This window comes from Streptococcus mitis (assembly GCF_905187495.1).
In the GTDB taxonomy this organism is placed as follows: Bacteria; Bacillota; Bacilli; order Lactobacillales; family Streptococcaceae; genus Streptococcus; species Streptococcus mitis_CU.
In genome coordinates this window covers 161,042-178,317 of record NZ_CAJJIB010000008.1, presented here as the reverse complement: position 1 = coordinate 178,317, position 17,276 = coordinate 161,042, and the positions used below count along the sequence as shown (strand labels likewise).

Sequence of the window (17,276 nt, the reverse complement as noted above, 5' to 3'; positions counted from 1 at the left end):
TGCTTAAATTAATTGTCTAACTTTTTGGGGTCAGTACACTTCCTCTCTTTTTTAATATACTATTTCCTTTAAAATCATTGAAATTATAGCCTTAATTTGATATGATGGTCTTATGGATAAAAGTAGAGCAAATCGTGTTGAGCATGATAAAAAGAGAATCGGTTTAATAGCCCTAGTTGCTATCTTTTCAGTAAGTATTTGTGTCCTTGGTTCAATGATTGGATACAAAATATATACAAAGCAAAGTTTTGAACAAAGGATTGAATCGCTCAAAAAAGAGAAAGATGATCAATTGAGTGAGGGAAATCAGAAAAATCATTTTCGTAAGGGTCAAGCCGAAGTGATTGCCTATTATCCTCTACAAGGGGAGCAAGTGATTTCATCTGTAAAAGAAATCATGACACAGGATATTAAGGAAAATCTGGAAGACAAGGAAAATCTGGTTTTTTATTATGCGGAGAAACAGGATTCGACTTTAAAAGGGATTGTCAACCGAAGTGTGATGAAACAAGTCTATGATTTAACTTCGTCAAAAGTTGAAGAGACTGAAAAAATTAGTCTGGCAAAAGTACATTTGACAGAAGATGGTAAAACTTTCACACTTAATCAATTATTTTCAGATGTTAGTAAAGCCAAAGAACAGCTGATTAAAGAAATGACCTCTTTCTTACAGGATAAGAAAGTGGAGCAAGAAAAGATTGATCAGCTTGTTAAAAGCTTCTCTGATCAAGACTTGTCTGCATGGAACTTTGATTATAAGGATAGCCAAATTATCCTTTATCCAAGTCAATCAGTGGAAAATCTAGACGAGATTGCCTTGCCAGTATCTAGTTTCTTTGAGGTCATTCAGTCCTCTTATCTATTAGATAAGGATGCTGAACTTTACAAGGCTTATTATGAAAAGAAAAATCGTAAAGTAGTAGCCTTGACTTTTGATGATGGCCCGAATCCTGCAACGACAAATCAAGCCTTAGATACCCTTTCTAAGTATGGTATCAAGGCAACTTTCTTTGTTTTAGGTAAGAATGTTTCTGGAAACGAAGAGATTTTGAAACGCATGAAAGCAGATGGTCATGTCATTGGGAACCATAGTTGGAGCCATCCAGTGCTTTCAAAACTTTCGCTTGACGAAGCTAAAAAACAAATTACTGATACTGAGGATGCGCTAACTAAGGTGCTGGGCTCTAGTTCTAAACTCATGCGTCCACCTTATGGAGCCATTACAGACGACATTCGCAATGGCCTTGATTTGAGCTTTATTATGTGGGATGTGGATAGTCTGGACTGGAAGAACAAAAATGAAGCAGCGATTTTGACAGAAATTCAACGAGAAGTCAAGAATGGTTCTATTATTCTCATGCATGATATCCATGCTGAGACGGTCAATGCTCTACCGAAGGTTATTGACTATTTGAAAGGTCAAGGTTATGACTTTGTGACCATTCCAGATTTGTTAGATACTCGTCTTAAAGCTCACCAGCTCTATTACGACCGCAATCAATAATACACAAAATCTAAAGAGATAAGTTTTCCTTGAAAATTTGGCTCTTTGGATTTTCTTCTAATTTAGAAAGGAAAAAAATGAAATCTTATACTTTAAACAATGGCGTTACAATTCCAGTTCTAGGATTTGGAACCTGGAAAGCTGAGAATGGAGAAATTGCCTACCAAGCAGTTTTGGAGGCTTTAAAGGCAGGCTATCACCATATCGATACGGCTGCCATCTATAAAAACGAAGAAAGCGTTGGTCGTGCTATTCAAGATAGTGGGATTCCTAGGGAGGAAATTTTTGTAACCAGCAAACTCTGGAATACAAACCACACCTATGAGCAAGCTCGTCAGGCTTTTGAAGAGTCTTTAGAGAAGCTGGGTTTGAATTATTTGGATTTGTATTTGATTCATTGGCCAAATCCAAAACCACTCAGAGAAAATAACCACTGGAAAATCCGAAATTCAGAAGTTTGGAGAGCGATGGAGGATCTTTACCTAGAAGGTAAAATCCGTGCTATCGGAGTTAGTAATTTCCTTCCCAAGCATTTGGATGCCTTGCTTGAAACAGCAAAAATTCTTCCAGCGGTCAATCAAGTTCGTTTGGCTCCAGGTGTGTATCAAGAGGAAGTCGTTGATTACTGTCGAGAAAAAGGAATCTTATTGGAAGCTTGGGGACCTTTTGGTCAGGGAGAACTGTTTGATAGCAAGGAAGTCCAAGAAATCGCAGCAAATCACGAAAAATCGGTTGCCCAGATAGCCTTGGCCTGGAGCTTAGCAGAAGGATTTTTACCACTTCCAAAATCTGTCACTGCGTCTCGTATTCAGGCTAATCTTGATTGCTTTGCAATTGAACTGAGTCATGAGGAGCGAGAAACCTTAAAAACGATAGCTGTCCAGTCGGGTGCTCCACGAGTTGATGATATGGATTTCTAGAAAATCATAAAAAGAATTGTACATTCTTCTGATTTTTGATATAATAGTCTGCAGGAAAGAAAGTCTTATGGCGTTCTTCAAGCGAGCTTGGGATAGTGGGAGCCAAGTAGGGCAAAATAAAGTGCTGGCGCTTTCTGTAGTATTTTCAAAAACAATGAAGTAATAAATTAGGGTGGAACCGCGTTTCTGACGCCCCTAGTCGCAAGGCTTGGGTGTTGAAATTCGGTTCTTTTTGAATTCGTCTAATGCCTAAGTAGAAAGGAGCATAATGCTTAAAGGATCTTGTTTATGTAAAGCAGTGACCTACACTCTAGATGAGGAATTATCGGAATTAGTTTTTTGTCATTGCTCATTTTGTCGGAAAGCAACTGCGTCTGCCTATACAGTTAATGCTAAAGTTAGCAGTGAAAAGCTAGTATTGCATGGAAAAGAAAAGCTTGTTTCCTATAGTTCTTCTCCAGGAAAACAGCGTTATTACTGCCAGAACTGTCATAGTCAAATTTTCACTGTTCAAGAAAATATACCAGAAGTCTGTGTTTTGAAATTAGGTACAATAGATGAATGCGATCAGAATTTACAAACTGTTCCTAAACGTCATATTTTTCAGGACCCAGCCTTTTCTTGGTTGCTTGAAAAATAAATCTAAGAAGATAATATAAATTAAAGGAGTAAACAATGTCTAAAAAATTGACTTTCCACTGCGTCAGTGGCAGAAACCTCCTTATAGTCGGACTGCCCCACGCTCGGCACTAGAGTGCCTGAGCTAGACGCAGTACTAACTCGTCTTGCCTCGTATGATCGACGAGGCAGACTCGTGTCGCAAGTAATTTATATAAAAAGGAGTAAACAATGTCTAAGAAATTAACATTTCAAGAAATTATTTTGACTTTGCAACAATTTTGGAATGACCAAGGTTGTATGCTTATGCAGGCTTATGACAATGAAAAAGGTGCGGGGACAATGAGTCCTTACACTTTCCTTCGTGCTATCGGACCTGAGCCATGGAATGCGGCTTATGTAGAGCCATCACGTCGTCCTGCTGACGGTCGTTACGGAGAAAACCCTAACCGTCTTTACCAACACCACCAATTCCAGGTGGTCATGAAGCCATCTCCATCAAACATCCAAGAACTTTACCTTGAGTCTTTGGAAAAATTGGGAATCAATCCTTTGGAGCACGACATCCGTTTTGTTGAGGATAACTGGGAAAACCCATCAACTGGTTCAGCTGGTCTTGGTTGGGAAGTTTGGCTTGACGGTATGGAAATCACTCAGTTCACTTATTTCCAACAAGTCGGTGGATTGGCAACTGGCCCTGTGACGGCGGAAGTTACCTATGGTTTAGAGCGTTTGGCTTCTTACATTCAAGAAGTAGACTCTGTCTATGATATCGAATGGGCTGATGGTGTAAAATACGGAGAAATCTTCATCCAGCCTGAGTACGAACACTCAAAATATTCATTTGAAATTTCGGATCAAGAAATGTTGCTTGAAAACTTTGATAAGTTTGAAAAAGAAGCTGGTCGTACTTTGGAAGAAGGTTTGGTTCACCCCGCCTATGACTATGTTCTCAAATGTTCACATACCTTTAACCTGCTTGATGCGCGTGGTGCCGTATCTGTAACCGAACGCGCAGGCTATATCGCCCGTATCCGTAACTTGGCCCGTGTCGTAGCTAAAACCTTTGTCGCAGAACGCAAACGCCTAGGCTACCCGCTTTTGGATGAAGCAACACGAGCTAAACTCCTAGCAGAAGACGCAGAATAGTGAGTAATATTGTGCTCTAAAATCGTTAGAGGCAAGTCGAAGACTTGCTAGAGGGATATGCACCGCCGTACTGTTATGTGGGGATTTTTGAAACCTTAGGTTCAAAAATTAGTCAGCTAAATCCACTTTGATGAGACTGTTGGAAATCTTGATCAATTTAGTATTAGATTTCCATACAGACTCACAAAGTTAGTTAGCGACGTCCCCAGTACCTAAGGTGCATATCAAAAAAGATTGAAGAAAATGTAAAGGAAAAAACATGACAAAAAACTTATTAGTAGAACTCGGTCTTGAAGAATTACCAGCCTATGTTGTCACACCAAGTGAAAAACAACTAGGCGAAAAAATGGCAGCCTTCCTCAAGGAAAACCGCCTGTCTTTTGAAGCTATTCAAACCTTCTCAACACCACGTCGTTTGGCTGTTCGAGTTACTGGTTTAGCAGACAAACAGGTTGATTTGACTGAAGATTTTAAGGGGCCAGCAAAGAAAATTGCCTTGGATAGTGATGGAAATTTTACCAAAGCAGCTCAAGGATTTGTTCGTGGAAAAGGATTGACTGTTGAAGATATCGAATTCCGTGAAATCAAGGGTGAAGAATATGTCTATGTTACCAAGGAAGAAATTGGTCAAGCAGTTGAAGCAATTGTTCCTGGTGTTGTAGATGTCTTGAAGTCCTTGACTTTCCCTGTCAGCATGCACTGGGCTGGAAATAGCTTTGAATACATTCGTCCTGTTCACACTTTAACTGTTCTTTTAGATGAAGAAGAATTTGATTTGGATTTCCTTGATATCAAGGGAGATCGTGTCAGCCGTGGTCATCGTTTCTTGGGGAAAGAAACCAAAATTCAGTCAGCATTGAGCTATGAAGAAAATCTTCGTAAGCAGTTTGTAATCGCAGATCCACGTGAACGTGAGCAAATGATTGTTGACCAAATCAAGGCAATCGAAGCTAAGCATGGTGTACGCATCGAGATTGATGCTGATTTGCTTAATGAAGTCTTGAACTTGGTTGAATACCCAACTGCCTTTATGGGAAGTTTTGATGCCAAATACCTTGAAGTTCCAGAAGAAGTTTTGGTGACTTCAATGAAAGAACACCAACGTTACTTTGTTGTTCGTGATCAAGACGGTAAACTATTGCCAAACTTCATTTCTGTTCGTAACGGAAACGCAGAGTATTTGGAAAATGTCATTAAAGGAAATGAAAAAGTCTTAGTAGCTCGCTTAGAAGACGGTGAATTCTTCTGGCGTGAAGACCAAAAATTGGTGATTTCAGATCTTGTTGAAAAATTAAACAATGTCACCTTCCATGAGAAGATTGGTTCCCTTCGTGAACACATGATTCGTACGGGGCAGATTGCTATTCTCTTGGCAGAAAAAGCTGGTTTGTCAGCGGATGAAACGATTGACTTAGCTCGTGCAGCAGCCATTTACAAGTTTGACTTGTTGACAGGTATGGTTGGCGAATTTGACGAGCTCCAAGGAATTATGGGTGAGAAATATGCCCTTCTTGCTGGTGAAACTCCAGCGGTGGCAGCTGCTATTCGTGAACACTACATGCCTACTTCAGCTGAAGGAGAACTTCCAGAGAGCAAGGTTGGAGCCATTCTAGCCATTGCAGACAAATTGGATACGATTTTGAGTTTCTTCTCAGTAGGCTTGATTCCATCAGGTTCTAATGACCCTTATGCCCTTCGTCGTGCGACCCAAGGTGTTGTTCGTATCTTGGATGCCTTTGGTTGGCACATTGCTATGGACGAGCTGATAGATAGCCTTTATGCATTGAAATTTGATAGCTTGACTTATGAAAATAAGGCAGAGGTTATGGATTTTATCAAGGCTCGTGTTGATAAGATGATGGGTTCTACTCCAAAAGATATCAAGGAAGCCGTTCTTGCAGGATCAAACTTTGTTGTGGCGGATATGTTGGAAGCAGCAAGTGCTCTCGTAGAAGCAAGCAAGGAAGAAGACTTCAAACCATCTGTTGAATCACTTTCTCGTGCCTTTAACTTGGCTGAAAAGGTAGAAGGAGTTGCAACAGTTGATTCAGCACTTTTTGAAAATGACCAAGAAAAAGCTTTGGCGGAAGCAGTAGAATCACTTATTTTATCAGGATATGCCAGTCAGCAATTGAAACAACTCTTTGCTCTTAGCCCAGTCATTGATGCATTCTTTGAGAATACCATGGTTATGGCCGAAGATCAGGCTGTCCGTCAAAATCGTTTGGCTATCTTGTCTCATTTAACTCAAAAAGCAGCTAAACTTGCACGTTTTAACCAAATCAATACCAAATAAAATCTGTTAAACGGATTAAATCCTATCATAAAGGAGAGAAACATGGATCCTAAAAAAATTGATCGTATCAACGAGCTTGCCAAAAAGAAAAAAATAGAAGGCTTGACCCCAGAAGAAAAAGTAGAACAAGCCAAACTACGTGAGGAGTACATCGAAGGTTATCGTCGCACTGTTCGTCACCACATCGAGGGAATAAAAATTGTGGATGAAGAAGGAAATGATGTTACACCAGAGAAACTACGTCAGGTACAACGTGAAAAAGGTTTACATGGCCGTAGTCTCGATGATCCAAATTCATAATAAGTATTCTTTCTTTTAATAAGGATAGATAAAATAATAACCAAAAGACTAGCAGTTTTTGTCTGCTAGTCTTTTTTCGCTAAAAAAGGAACCAATATGGTTCCCAAAACTATTATTAGTTACTTGCGCCAGATGTAGCGTCTGCGCCACCACCGTGGCCTCCAGCATCACCTGCATCAGAAGCTCCAGATGTAGCATCTGCATCGCCGTGACCATGTCCGCCAGCAGGAGCTGCAGCATTTCCACCAACTAGACGTTGACCAGTTGTATTAAGGTACCAGTCAAGCCATGGTTGGAAATTAAAGATGATTTCATTGATTCCAGCATATGAACCATCTGGATAGTACATTGCTTGGTAATTATGGGTATTAATAACACCTTCAGGTGTTCCTGGTACAATTGTACGGACATATTCTTGGTCCCCATTACGCAATACGCCGACAACCCATTCAACGTTTTTCATTCTAGAATCTGGCAATGTACCGTGTACTGTTCCTAATCTATTTCCTGATTGAGCACGGACACGTTTACCAAACATTGTATCTGGGTCTTGGTGTGCGTTATTAAAGTACAAGAATTGATTATTATCATCTGCAAATGTCAATTCAAATGGCATTGCTTTCAAGAACATGTCAAGTTGGTTAACTGTCAAGATACCGTGGTCTAATTTAACGTAAGTATCTCCAGAAACAGCTCCAACAAGTTCAGCAGCTTTTTCTACCCATTCAGGATCATCTGGATCAACACCTTGGATAGTAGTTGCAATTGAATTTGTACAATATAAATCTTCTGGCTCAATTGGTTTTGGTTTTTTCAATTTTGAAACGACTCCCACATATTTTACAAAGTTGTCCAAGCATGTTTCAAGGAAATTAACAGTTCCTTCATTCGTGATATTTCCATTAACATCAAAAGCTTCTTTAGCTTTACCAAGAAGGAATTCATTTCCTGGAAGAGTGTAGGCATTGACACCTGGAGCGTCAAGAATCTTACGAAGGTGAACTTGGGCACGAGAAGTACCTTGGTCGTAGTAAGAAGCTCCCACAATCATGACTGGTTTGTTTTCAAATGGATGAACCTCGTATGAAAGCCATTCAAGAACTGATTTAAGAGAAGCTGAGATTGTGTGGTTGTGCTCAGGAGTAGCAATAATGACACCATCAGCACGCGTAATTCTGTTATACAAGAGACGCAATTGGAAGCTTTCGTCCCATTTTTCGTCTTGGTTAAACATTGGAACTTCATCAATTTCGAGAACTTCTAATTCAAATTTGAGTTTGAAGTGACGACGGATGAATTCCAAGAGTTTACGGTTATATGATTGATCGTAGTTTGATCCTACAAGTCCAACAAATTTCATTCTTTTTGGTCTCCTATCTTACAAATTTTCCCAGTCAAAGTCTTCAGCATCTTTGCGAAGTAGGGCTTGTGCGTTGCGCAATTTTTCTGTAATTTTTACAAAGATACGGAAGTCGTCAAAAGTGGCATCTAATTTTTTGATAACATCAAGATCCACTAGATCTCCACTTGGATTGAAGGCTTGAAGAGAATGTGAAAGCAAGAATTCATCTGGAAGGACACTTGCTTTGATTTCTGGGGCATTCAAGATTTGGCGAAGTTGTAATTGGGCACGTGATGAACCAAGCGTACCATATGAAGCACCTGTAATCATGATTGGTTTGTTCAAAAGTGGATAGATACCATAAGACAACCAAGCAAGAGCGCTCATCAAAACAGCTGGGATAGAGTGGTCATACTCAGGAGTACCAATAATAACGCCATCTGCCTCTTCAATTTTAGCAGCAATTTCTAAAATTTCAGCAGGTACTTGCTTGTCAGCTGGTTTGTTGAAGACAGGAATGTCTTTAATTTCAACAAGTTCAATTTCAGCTTTTTCAGCAAAGTGTTTTTGCATGTATTGAAGCAATTGGCGGTTTGTAGAACGTTTTGAATTTGTTCCAACAATAGCAATAAGTTTTAACATGAGATTTCCTTTCTCTTTTTACATAATACAATTTTAAAACTCCATTGAAACATTTGTTTCTATAGAGTAGGCATTCCTGAAGAACAGCTTAGGTGACCTTCCTTATCGATGAGGATAGCTTCGATGCCCTCCAAACTTTCGACTTGCCAGAGGATAGAAGCAGGTCTTTCTCCAAATAGACGAGTTGTCCAGATTTCACCATCAACTGATTTATCAGAGATGATTGTTAGACTCGCTAGTTCCGTTTCAACAGGATAACCTGTTTGGCTGTCAAAAATATGATGGTAATCTTTTCCATCGACAGTCAGGTGACGTTCATAAATGCCTGAAGTCACGACAGATTTATTGACAACAGGGATGGTCATTAAGTGATTTCCCCTCGGATTGGCTGGGTCTTGAATCCCAATTCGCCAAGGCTGATCCCCTCTTGCCTGATTTTTTCCAATAGTCAGGATATTCCCTCCCAGATTGATCAAGGCAGATGTCACTCCCTCTTTTCTCAGAAATTGAGCAACTTTATCCGCACTATAACCCTTGGCTAAACAACCTAGGTCTATCTTCATTCCTTTCTGTTTTAGAAACACAGTAGAAGTAGAAGAATCTAACTCGATATAATGAGGATTGATTAAAGGGAGAATTGATTCGATTTCTTGAGGCTGGGCAACTTTGGCATCTGAAAAACCGATACGCCAGGTTTGAATCAAGGGACCAATGCTGATATTGAGATGGCTAGATGGCGCGAGGCTATGCTCTAATCCAAGTGAAATCAGTTCGAACAGGTCTGGATGAACCTTGACGGGGGCTATTCCAGCTTGATGATTGATTTCCATCAACTCAGATTCTTGGCTATTGGCATTGAAGCGGTATTCGAGCTCTCTGAGTAAATCAAAGGATTTCTGGATCAAGCTATCGGCTCGCTCATCTACTAATGAAATAGTGATAGTAGTCCCCATTAGCCGTTCGGAATGTGAACTAAGAGGCAAGCTACCAACTCCTTTCTCTTATGAAAAGAAGGCTGAAATATAGTAAATTTATATTAAATTTAACCCCTTACATTTTCTTTCCATGATACTAGCATACCATAAAGTCAGCGTTTTCACAAATAAAATTTGTAAACTTGTCAAGAAATATGCTCAGAAAAAAAGAGTAATTGTAAGAAAGACTGATAAAATACAGATTATTTACATTTTTTTACAAAAAAATCGGGAAAATTAACTAAACTCTTGTAAACGCTAACAGTAAATGTTATACTAGAAGAGTAAATTTAAAATTGAAGGTAGGAATTTTTCTATGAGTAAAATCGTTGTAGTTGGTGCTAACCACGCTGGTACAGCATGTATTAATACTATGTTGGATAATTTTGGAAATGAGAACGAAATCGTTGTATTTGACCAGAACTCTAACATCTCTTTCCTAGGATGTGGAATGGCTCTTTGGATTGGTGAACAAATTGACGGTGCTGAAGGCTTGTTCTATTCTGATAAAGAAAAATTGGAAGCTAAAGGTGCTAAGGTTTACATGAATTCACCAGTTCTTTCAATCGACTATGATAACAAAGTAGTTACAGCTGAAGTTGAAGGAAAAGAACACAAAGAATCATACGAGAAATTGATTTTTGCTACGGGTTCTACACCAATCTTGCCACCAATCGAAGGTGTTGAAATTGTTAAAGGAAACCGTGAATTTAAAGCAACTCTTGAAAACGTACAATTCGTGAAATTGTACCAAAATGCTGAAGAAGTTATTAATAAACTTGCTGACAAGAGCCAACACCTTGACCGTATCGCCGTTGTTGGTGGTGGATACATCGGTGTTGAACTTGCTGAAGCTTTTGAGCGTCTTGGAAAAGAAGTTGTCCTTGTTGACATCGTAGATACTGTCTTGAACGGATACTACGACAAAGACTTCACTCAAATGATGGCGAAGAACTTGGAAGACCACAACATCCGCTTGGCGCTTGGTCAAACTGTTAAAGCAATTGAGGGTGACGGTAAAGTTGAACGCTTGATTACTGATAAAGAAACTTTCGATGTGGATATGGTTATCCTTGCAGTTGGTTTCCGTCCAAACACAGCCCTTGCTGATGGAAAAATTGAACTCTTCCGTAACGGTGCCTTCCTTGTAGACAAGAAACAAGAAACATCTATCCCAGGCGTTTACGCAGTAGGTGACTGTGCGACTGTTTATGACAACGCTCGTAAAGACACTAGCTACATCGCTCTTGCTTCAAATGCTGTTCGTACTGGTATCGTTGGTGCATACAACGCTTGTGGACATGAATTGGAAGGAATTGGTGTTCAAGGTTCAAATGGTATCTCAATCTACGGTCTTCACATGGTTTCAACTGGTTTGACTCTTGAAAAAGCTAAAGCTGCTGGTTACAACGCAACTGAAACAGGCTTTAACGATCTTCAAAAACCAGAATTCATGAAACATGATAACCATGAAGTTGCCATCAAGATTGTCTTTGACAAAGATAGCCGTGAAATTCTTGGTGCACAAATGGTTTCACACGATTCTGCAATCAGCATGGGAATCCACATGTTCTCACTTGCTATCCAAGAGCATGTGACAATTGATAAATTGGCATTGACAGACCTATTCTTCTTGCCACACTTCAACAAACCATATAACTACATCACAATGGCTGCACTTACAGCTGAAAAATAAAAATGATGAACTATCTGGCCTTAAGTTAAGGTCAGATAGTTTTTTATTATGTGACTATTAGTCCGTCTCGCTCCGTTAGGTGCGAGACAAAAAAACCACCCGCTATGCGGGTGTGCGTCGAAGGTTATACCCCAAAAACTCCAAACGCGATACAATAAAGGTGTTCAAGCCAATTGTAAAGCGAAAGGAGAAAAATATGGCACAAAAGGCTCATAGTTTATCGCACACAAAGTGGCACTGTTCTATCACATTGTGTTCACCCCTAAGTATAGACGAAAAGTCATCTATAATCAATATCGAAGTAGTTTAGGCGAAATATTTCATCGTTTGTGTTGTTATAAAGGAGTTGAAATTATCGAGGGTCACTTAATGCCAGACCATGTACACATGTTAGTAAGTATTCCACCCAGGATAAGTGTTTCGAGTTTCATGGGTTATTTAAAAGGAAAAAGTGCACGCATGATGTTTGACAAACACGCCAATCTCAAGTACAAGTTTGGGAATCGGCATTTTTGGGCGGATGGTTATTATGTGAGTACAGTAGGACTTAATGAAGCCACAATTAAGAAATATATCCAAGATTAAAGAAATTATCCAGTGGATGATTTCTTCACGAGTATGAAAATTTGAGAACGAGTAAAGCATGATATAGCACTAGGTAAATTGAGTGTAAAAGAATATGAGGATCCCTTTAGGGATAGTGGTAAGTAATACTAAAGCCTCTTTGAGAGGCAAGTGACGAGTCAAGAGCAATAAGGCTTGAACAAAGTGAAAGCCAGCGTCTTTAGGCGCTGGCTGGTAATTTGGGCTTATAGCCCTGGGACAAACCACCCGTTTGACGGGTGGTCATGATTGGTAATGTTGAAGATCGGAAGTGAAATGATACTTTCAAAGAATTCATTTTGGACACTAGCAAACGAAATAGAGCCCTGATGCAAATCAACAATTTGTTTTGAAATTTTTAGCCCAATTCCAGTCGTTCTAATTTTAGAAATATCAATGTTTTTAAAAGATAATTCATTAAGTTCAGCAATTTTTTCTGGTGAAGCTCCCTGTCCATTATCTTTGATTTCGACAATTACATTTGTATCTTTTTTGAATAAGTTGATTCTTATTGTGCAACCCTTTTCGTTATGTAAAACAGAGTTGTAGATGATATTATGGATAACTCTTGTGATTAAAAATTGCTCAATCATGATAGTTTGATTAACAAGTGAATAATCGTAATCAAATTCAAATTCAAAATCACTCCAGATTTCTTGATTTAAAATATGGATGAGAATGTCTTTGAAGAAGGGGATAATTTTTGTTTCAGTCTGGTTTAATTGAAGATGACCGGATGAAAGGCGAGCTACTATATTTAAGTCATTTAAAATATTTTGGATGTAATAGGATTCTGCCAATATTGGGCGAATATGTTTTTTAGACTGTGTATCTAGTTCAGAATCATTTAACAAGGACGCGTTAGAAATGATGACAGAAAGAGGTGTTTTGATATCGTGTGCAATTCCTGAAATCCATTGCTCTTTAAAGACTTCATTCTCTTTGAGTAGAGTATCGGTTTGATTAATTGCAGTTGTAAGATATTCTAGTTCTGATATAGAATTTATTGGATTTTTCAAACCATCTGGGAGATTCTGAATAGCAGTTACAAGAGGCGCAATTTTACGATTGATATGCGTCACACCATAGTGGTAAAGAAAAGCGAAATAAAGGCAGTTGAAAAGCAATACTCCAAATGCTACTAGTGGAATCAGGCGAATACTATCTATATCTAAGTAATTATAACTATAACGAGCAATTTTATCTTTTGGAAAACCAACAACAATGATGTAGCCACCTTTTATCTGACTAAAAACAGGATAATCTGAAAGATAATAGCGAGAAAACTGTAAAATGTCCCCATAGTCAAATTGCGAAGGAACTTCTGTAGGTTTATACTGTTCGTACACTTGTTTTCCAGTCTGCTTATCCAATACCATGAGCCATAACTTTTGTTCTTTTAGACTAGAGATATCATTTTTAGGTATGTGGACGTTATTTTTTGTGATGGTAATGTGTTCAGAAATTATTTTCACAGTCTCAGTAGCAGTTTGCTTTTCCCTAATGTAAAAAACAAAACTGGCAATTAGAATAATATTGGTAATAAAGATAATGATGGAAAAAAAGATAAATTTCTTTAGTGAATACCTTAAAATTTTGGTTTGGTTCATAATCATGATAACAATTTATATCCCAGCCCTTTAGCTGTCTTTAAATATTGAGGTTTTGAAGGATTTTCTTCTATTTTTTCTCGAATTTTCCGAATATGTACAGTCAAAGAGTTTTCATAACCAAAGCTATCCACTCCCCAAATCGTATCACAGAGAGATTCAGTTGAAACGATGTAATTTTTATTATCGTAAAGTTTTTTCAAAATCTGAATTTCAATTGGCGTAATAGAAATTTCTGCTCCATTTTTTTGTACTGTTGCATTCCGAAAACTCACCAAAGTCTGTCCAATCTGTATTGCTTCCTGTTCTGATTTATAGCTTCTCCGGAGCAGAGCCATAATACGATAGATAAGATTTTTTGGAATGAAGGGTTTCATGACATAATCATCACCACCAGCATTGAAACCAGCTACCTCATCTTCAGGATTATTTTTGGCAGTCAGAAAGAGGATAGGAGTATCGCCTTTTTTTCGGATATGTTTTGCTAATGTGTAGCCATCACCATCGGGGAGCATAATGTCCAAAAGGAAAAGGTCGAACTGCTCTGTTTCAATCATGTCCAAACTAGATTCTATATCATAGGCTGATGTTAGATTGGAAAATCCGTATGCAGTGAGAATATCTCTTATGGAAGAGTTTAAAATTTTATCGTCATCAATAATAAGGATGTGCTTATTCAGGAGTTGTTGTTCGAAATTCATAATCTTACCTCGCTTATCTATATTATACCATTTAAAAGAGTGAAAAAAGATAAAATACTTTAATCTTAATGTAAAATTAAGGTTAGCTTAGTTTAAAATTAATCTAGCATGTCTATAATAAAGACATAACCTAGATAGAGATACTTCTCAAATAAATTTTAATCAGTGAGGTATTTCCAAATGGCTAAACAACAAATGAATCTCGTTGAGATTGAAGCAATGAATTCTCTTCAAGAATTGACTCTTGAAGAACTTGATAACGTTCTTGGTGCTGGTGGTGGAGTAATCCATTTTATTCAGACAAAACAATGGTAATAGTGAGTCACCAATTAGATATTGTGAATTATGTTGATGCTATGATTTTTGTTGATAAGAGTAGTAGAGATGTTATCAAAGATACTCATGATAATTTGATTTATAGAAATCAAAATTATAGAAAATTATTTGGTTTAAAGGAGGAAGTTCATAATGATTAGTAATGTTTTACAGATAAAAAACTTACAAAAGGGATTTAAGGACACTCAGGTTGTTAACCTTAGTTCCTTATCAGTTCAACAAGGTGAGATTTATGGTTTTCTAGGTCCAAATGGAGCTGGGAAAACAACCACAATGAAGATGATTTTGTCTTTGATTTCTCGTACAGCTGGGGAGATTGAAGTGTTCGGTCAATCTATAGGTACGGACAAGCAGTATCTTAATCAGATTGGCTCTATGATTGAAGAACCGTCTTATTATCCTAATTTGACTGGCTATGAAAATCTCTTGGTCTTCCAAAAAATCCTAGGATTTGATAAGAAAAATATTCAGGAAACATTGAAAATTGTTGGGTTAGATCAACCTAAAAACAAGAAAAAATTGGTTAAAGATTATTCTTTGGGTATGAAACAGCGCTTGGCTTTAGCCTTTGCCTTAGTCAAGAAACCGCGTTTGTTGATACTGGATGAGCCAACAAACGGGCTAGACCCAGCAGGGATTCATGAAATTAGGGAACTGATTATCAAGTTGGCAAAAGAACAGGGCATTACTGTCTTCATCTCTACCCATATCCTTTCTGAAGTAGAGCATATAGCTGACCGTGTGGGGATTATCAATCATGGTCAACTGGTTTACGAGGGAGAAATTCGTAAAATTCAGTCCAATAAATGGCTGGAAGTGCGTGGGGATTTTAGAGGTCGACGTGAAGCCATTAGCCAAGTGTTATTTGGTTATCCGTGCAAGATGTTGGAGATACAAGAGGATAAACTCAAGCTGACTAACCTTGCCGATCAGCAGATTTCTAGTTTGTTACGAGATTTAATAGTCGAGAAAGTTCCAATTTATGAAGTGAAGCAAGAACAAGAAACCTTGGAATCTATCTTCCTCAACTTAACCAAGGAGTGAGTCTTATGTTGAATAATTTGTCTATTGAATTGCTCAAGGCAAAACGAACCAAATCCTTCCTCGTTAGCATACTAGTTATGGGAGTCGGATTTGCTTGGGCAATTGCAGCCGCTACACGCTACCTAAGTAATCCAGACATGCACCAGATTAGCCTAATTTTCTATATGATAAAAGAAGTAAATGGCTTGATTCTCCCTATTGTGATTTCTCTCTTTGTATCGCGGATTGTCAAGAACGAGAAGGAGGGCAACACTTTCAAACTGCTTTTGGCAAATGGTGAAAATGTACGGCATATCTTTCTGAGTAAGCTTGGCCTGACCATGTTCATTTTGACCTTCCTCGCTTTTTTGGAGGGAGTAGTAGCCCAGTTAATTGCAATCTTATCAGGTCTAGAAATGCCTGTTAGCCTAATCCTCTGGCAAATCGTCATTTTCTTGCTAGCCTCTTTTGTCTTAACCTGTCTGTTTTTGACTTTGCAGTTTTTACTGAAGAAGCAGGCATTGATACTGGCATTAGGGATTTTCGGAGGATTTCTTGGTGTTGGATTTGGTCATGCACCAGCTTTTCTACAGCTAATTTTCCCTTTTGGTGGTATAGGATATATGTCTCTGGTGGATTACCAGCAAGTTGCCAGTCAAGTGAGTTATGTTTTGGCGACAAACCTAGGATTTAAACTCTTTACATATTTGCCAATAGCCCTAATCTATCTCTTCTTATCTCTCTATCTGGTTGAAAAGAAAGGAGGCAAGCTATGATGTCTTATCTATCAGTAGAATGGCGGAAAACCAAAAAATTTTCCATGTTGATGATTGGTATTTGCTTCTTAGCTTTTTGTAGCCTGATTGGTCTTGGGATTTACTTTGGTTCAGCTTATTCTATGGTTGCAGAAATTGAAAAAGTGCCTGTTTTATGGGGACAATTGACCTTCTATTATAGCCAGCTTTTCTTTCCGATTTTGGTTAGCCTTTATGTAGCCATGATGTTAGGAAAAGAGTTTGACAGAAAAAATATTGAATTTCTCAGAGCTAATAATGTCAGTCTTGGGAAATTATTGTTGGCAAAAGAAATAGTAATTATCTTGTTTATTGCTGTTTTACAGTTGTTCTTGTTTGGTATTTTTTATGTCAGTGCTCACCTAGCTCATTTAGAAATTTCTAATTTGTTCACCTACCTCAAGTGGGATTTATTGGGGATTTTTGGAACAATTAGTATGATGGCAGTACAGTTTTTTGTGACAGCTAAAACTCGTGTTTTCAGTAAATCTGTGGGAATTGGTGCTATTGGTACTTTCGTAGGATTTATGATGATTTTTGTATCAGATAAATTATCTTTAATCTATCCCTACTCCCAAGCTATGGTGGCAATGCGGTCACGGAATTTGATAGACTTTAATTTAGTGGAAATAGTGCTGTTTATCATTGTAAATATTCTTCTGTGGGGGATTTTTCATACATTGAGTAATAAAGAATTGCATAAGTAATGCGAAGACTCTTCGGAGTCTTTTTATTATGTGACTATTAGTCCGTCTCGCTCCGCTAGGT

16 protein-coding genes and 1 pseudogene are annotated in these 17,276 nt (G+C 38.2%); 12 read left to right on the top strand and 5 right to left on the bottom strand.

Annotated features, from left to right (window positions below):
- The first annotated feature begins 112 nt into the window (after positions 1-112).
- The 6 genes from pgdA to JQ843_RS02485 all read left to right on the top strand — a co-directional run bounded on the left by pgdA (position 113) and on the right by JQ843_RS02485 (position 6,787).
- The gene (gene pgdA / locus JQ843_RS02510; protein WP_203212807.1) at positions 113-1,504 is read left to right on the top strand and encodes a peptidoglycan-N-acetylglucosamine deacetylase PgdA; all 1,392 of its coding nucleotides are present in this window, start codon (positions 113-115) and stop codon (positions 1,502-1,504) included.
- A 77-nt stretch (positions 1,505-1,581) separates the two neighbouring features.
- A complete protein-coding gene (locus JQ843_RS02505) occupies positions 1,582-2,424 on the top strand; it encodes an aldo/keto reductase (protein WP_203212806.1) in 843 nt (280 codons plus the stop codon).
- 268 nt (positions 2,425-2,692) lie between these two features.
- Positions 2,693-3,064: a GFA family protein gene (locus tag JQ843_RS02500; RefSeq protein WP_024057822.1), complete on the top strand. Its 372-nt coding sequence runs from the start codon at positions 2,693-2,695 to the stop codon at positions 3,062-3,064.
- 209 nt (positions 3,065-3,273) lie between these two features.
- Positions 3,274-4,191, top strand: coding sequence for a glycine--tRNA ligase subunit alpha (gene glyQ / locus JQ843_RS02495; RefSeq protein WP_203212805.1), 918 nt, complete (start codon positions 3,274-3,276; stop codon positions 4,189-4,191).
- A gap of 259 nt (positions 4,192-4,450) precedes the next feature.
- Positions 4,451-6,487 (top strand): glycine--tRNA ligase subunit beta, encoded by a 2,037-nt coding sequence (gene glyS / locus JQ843_RS02490; protein WP_203212804.1) that lies wholly within the window; start codon positions 4,451-4,453, stop codon positions 6,485-6,487.
- A gap of 42 nt (positions 6,488-6,529) precedes the next feature.
- A complete protein-coding gene (locus JQ843_RS02485) occupies positions 6,530-6,787 on the top strand; it encodes a DUF896 family protein (protein ID WP_020903505.1) in 258 nt (85 codons plus the stop codon).
- A gap of 115 nt (positions 6,788-6,902) precedes the next feature.
- On the opposite strand, the gene JQ843_RS02480 is transcribed toward JQ843_RS02485, so the two are convergent.
- Genes JQ843_RS02480 through JQ843_RS02470 form a run of 3 tightly spaced genes read right to left on the bottom strand, consistent with a single transcriptional unit; the run spans position 6,903 to position 9,754 of the window.
- Entirely contained in the window at positions 6,903-8,147 is a 1,245-nt protein-coding gene (locus JQ843_RS02480; protein WP_020903506.1) for an NAD(P)H-dependent oxidoreductase, read from the bottom strand.
- A gap of 18 nt (positions 8,148-8,165) precedes the next feature.
- Positions 8,166-8,771 carry an NADPH-dependent FMN reductase gene (locus JQ843_RS02475; protein ID WP_000915951.1) on the bottom strand — a complete coding sequence of 202 codons (606 nt, stop codon included), beginning with the start codon at positions 8,769-8,771 and terminating at the stop codon, positions 8,166-8,168.
- A gap of 59 nt (positions 8,772-8,830) precedes the next feature.
- The gene (locus JQ843_RS02470; RefSeq protein ID WP_203212803.1) at positions 8,831-9,754 is read right to left on the bottom strand and encodes an FAD:protein FMN transferase; all 924 of its coding nucleotides are present in this window, start codon (positions 9,752-9,754) and stop codon (positions 8,831-8,833) included.
- A gap of 307 nt (positions 9,755-10,061) precedes the next feature.
- Between JQ843_RS02470 and nox the strand changes: the two genes are divergently transcribed.
- Together nox and tnpA are read left to right on the top strand one after the other, a co-directional pair.
- Positions 10,062-11,441 carry a H2O-forming NADH oxidase gene (gene nox / locus JQ843_RS02465; RefSeq protein ID WP_173876340.1) on the top strand — a complete coding sequence of 460 codons (1,380 nt, stop codon included), beginning with the start codon at positions 10,062-10,064 and terminating at the stop codon, positions 11,439-11,441.
- Between the two features lie 196 nt (positions 11,442-11,637).
- Positions 11,638-12,152, top strand: a pseudogene (gene tnpA, locus JQ843_RS02460) (IS200/IS605 family transposase).
- A gap of 98 nt (positions 12,153-12,250) precedes the next feature.
- Here the strand turns inward: tnpA and JQ843_RS02455 are convergent.
- The gene (locus JQ843_RS02455; RefSeq protein ID WP_203212802.1) at positions 12,251-13,660 is read right to left on the bottom strand and encodes a sensor histidine kinase; all 1,410 of its coding nucleotides are present in this window, start codon (positions 13,658-13,660) and stop codon (positions 12,251-12,253) included.
- Positions 13,657-14,355, bottom strand: coding sequence for a response regulator transcription factor (locus JQ843_RS02450; protein WP_049542668.1), 699 nt, complete (start codon positions 14,353-14,355; stop codon positions 13,657-13,659). Before JQ843_RS02450 ends, JQ843_RS02455 begins: the two co-directional genes overlap by 4 nt.
- A gap of 180 nt (positions 14,356-14,535) precedes the next feature.
- Here JQ843_RS02450 and JQ843_RS02445 point away from each other — a divergent pair, with 180 nt between their 5' ends.
- The 4 genes from JQ843_RS02445 to JQ843_RS02430 all read left to right on the top strand — a co-directional run bounded on the left by JQ843_RS02445 (position 14,536) and on the right by JQ843_RS02430 (position 17,215).
- Complete coding sequence (locus tag JQ843_RS02445) at positions 14,536-14,670, top strand: type A2 lanthipeptide (RefSeq protein ID WP_033683242.1); 135 nt, start codon at positions 14,536-14,538, stop codon at positions 14,668-14,670.
- 153 nt (positions 14,671-14,823) lie between these two features.
- Positions 14,824-15,735 carry an ABC transporter ATP-binding protein gene (locus JQ843_RS02440; protein ID WP_203212801.1) on the top strand — a complete coding sequence of 304 codons (912 nt, stop codon included), beginning with the start codon at positions 14,824-14,826 and terminating at the stop codon, positions 15,733-15,735.
- 5 nt (positions 15,736-15,740) lie between these two features.
- Positions 15,741-16,490 (top strand): ABC transporter permease, encoded by a 750-nt coding sequence (locus JQ843_RS02435; RefSeq protein ID WP_203212800.1) that lies wholly within the window; start codon positions 15,741-15,743, stop codon positions 16,488-16,490.
- Positions 16,487-17,215: an ABC transporter permease gene (locus tag JQ843_RS02430; protein WP_203212799.1), complete on the top strand. Its 729-nt coding sequence runs from the start codon at positions 16,487-16,489 to the stop codon at positions 17,213-17,215. The genes JQ843_RS02435 and JQ843_RS02430 overlap by 4 nt, the downstream gene beginning before the upstream one ends.
- The last annotated feature ends 61 nt before the right edge of the window (positions 17,216-17,276 follow it).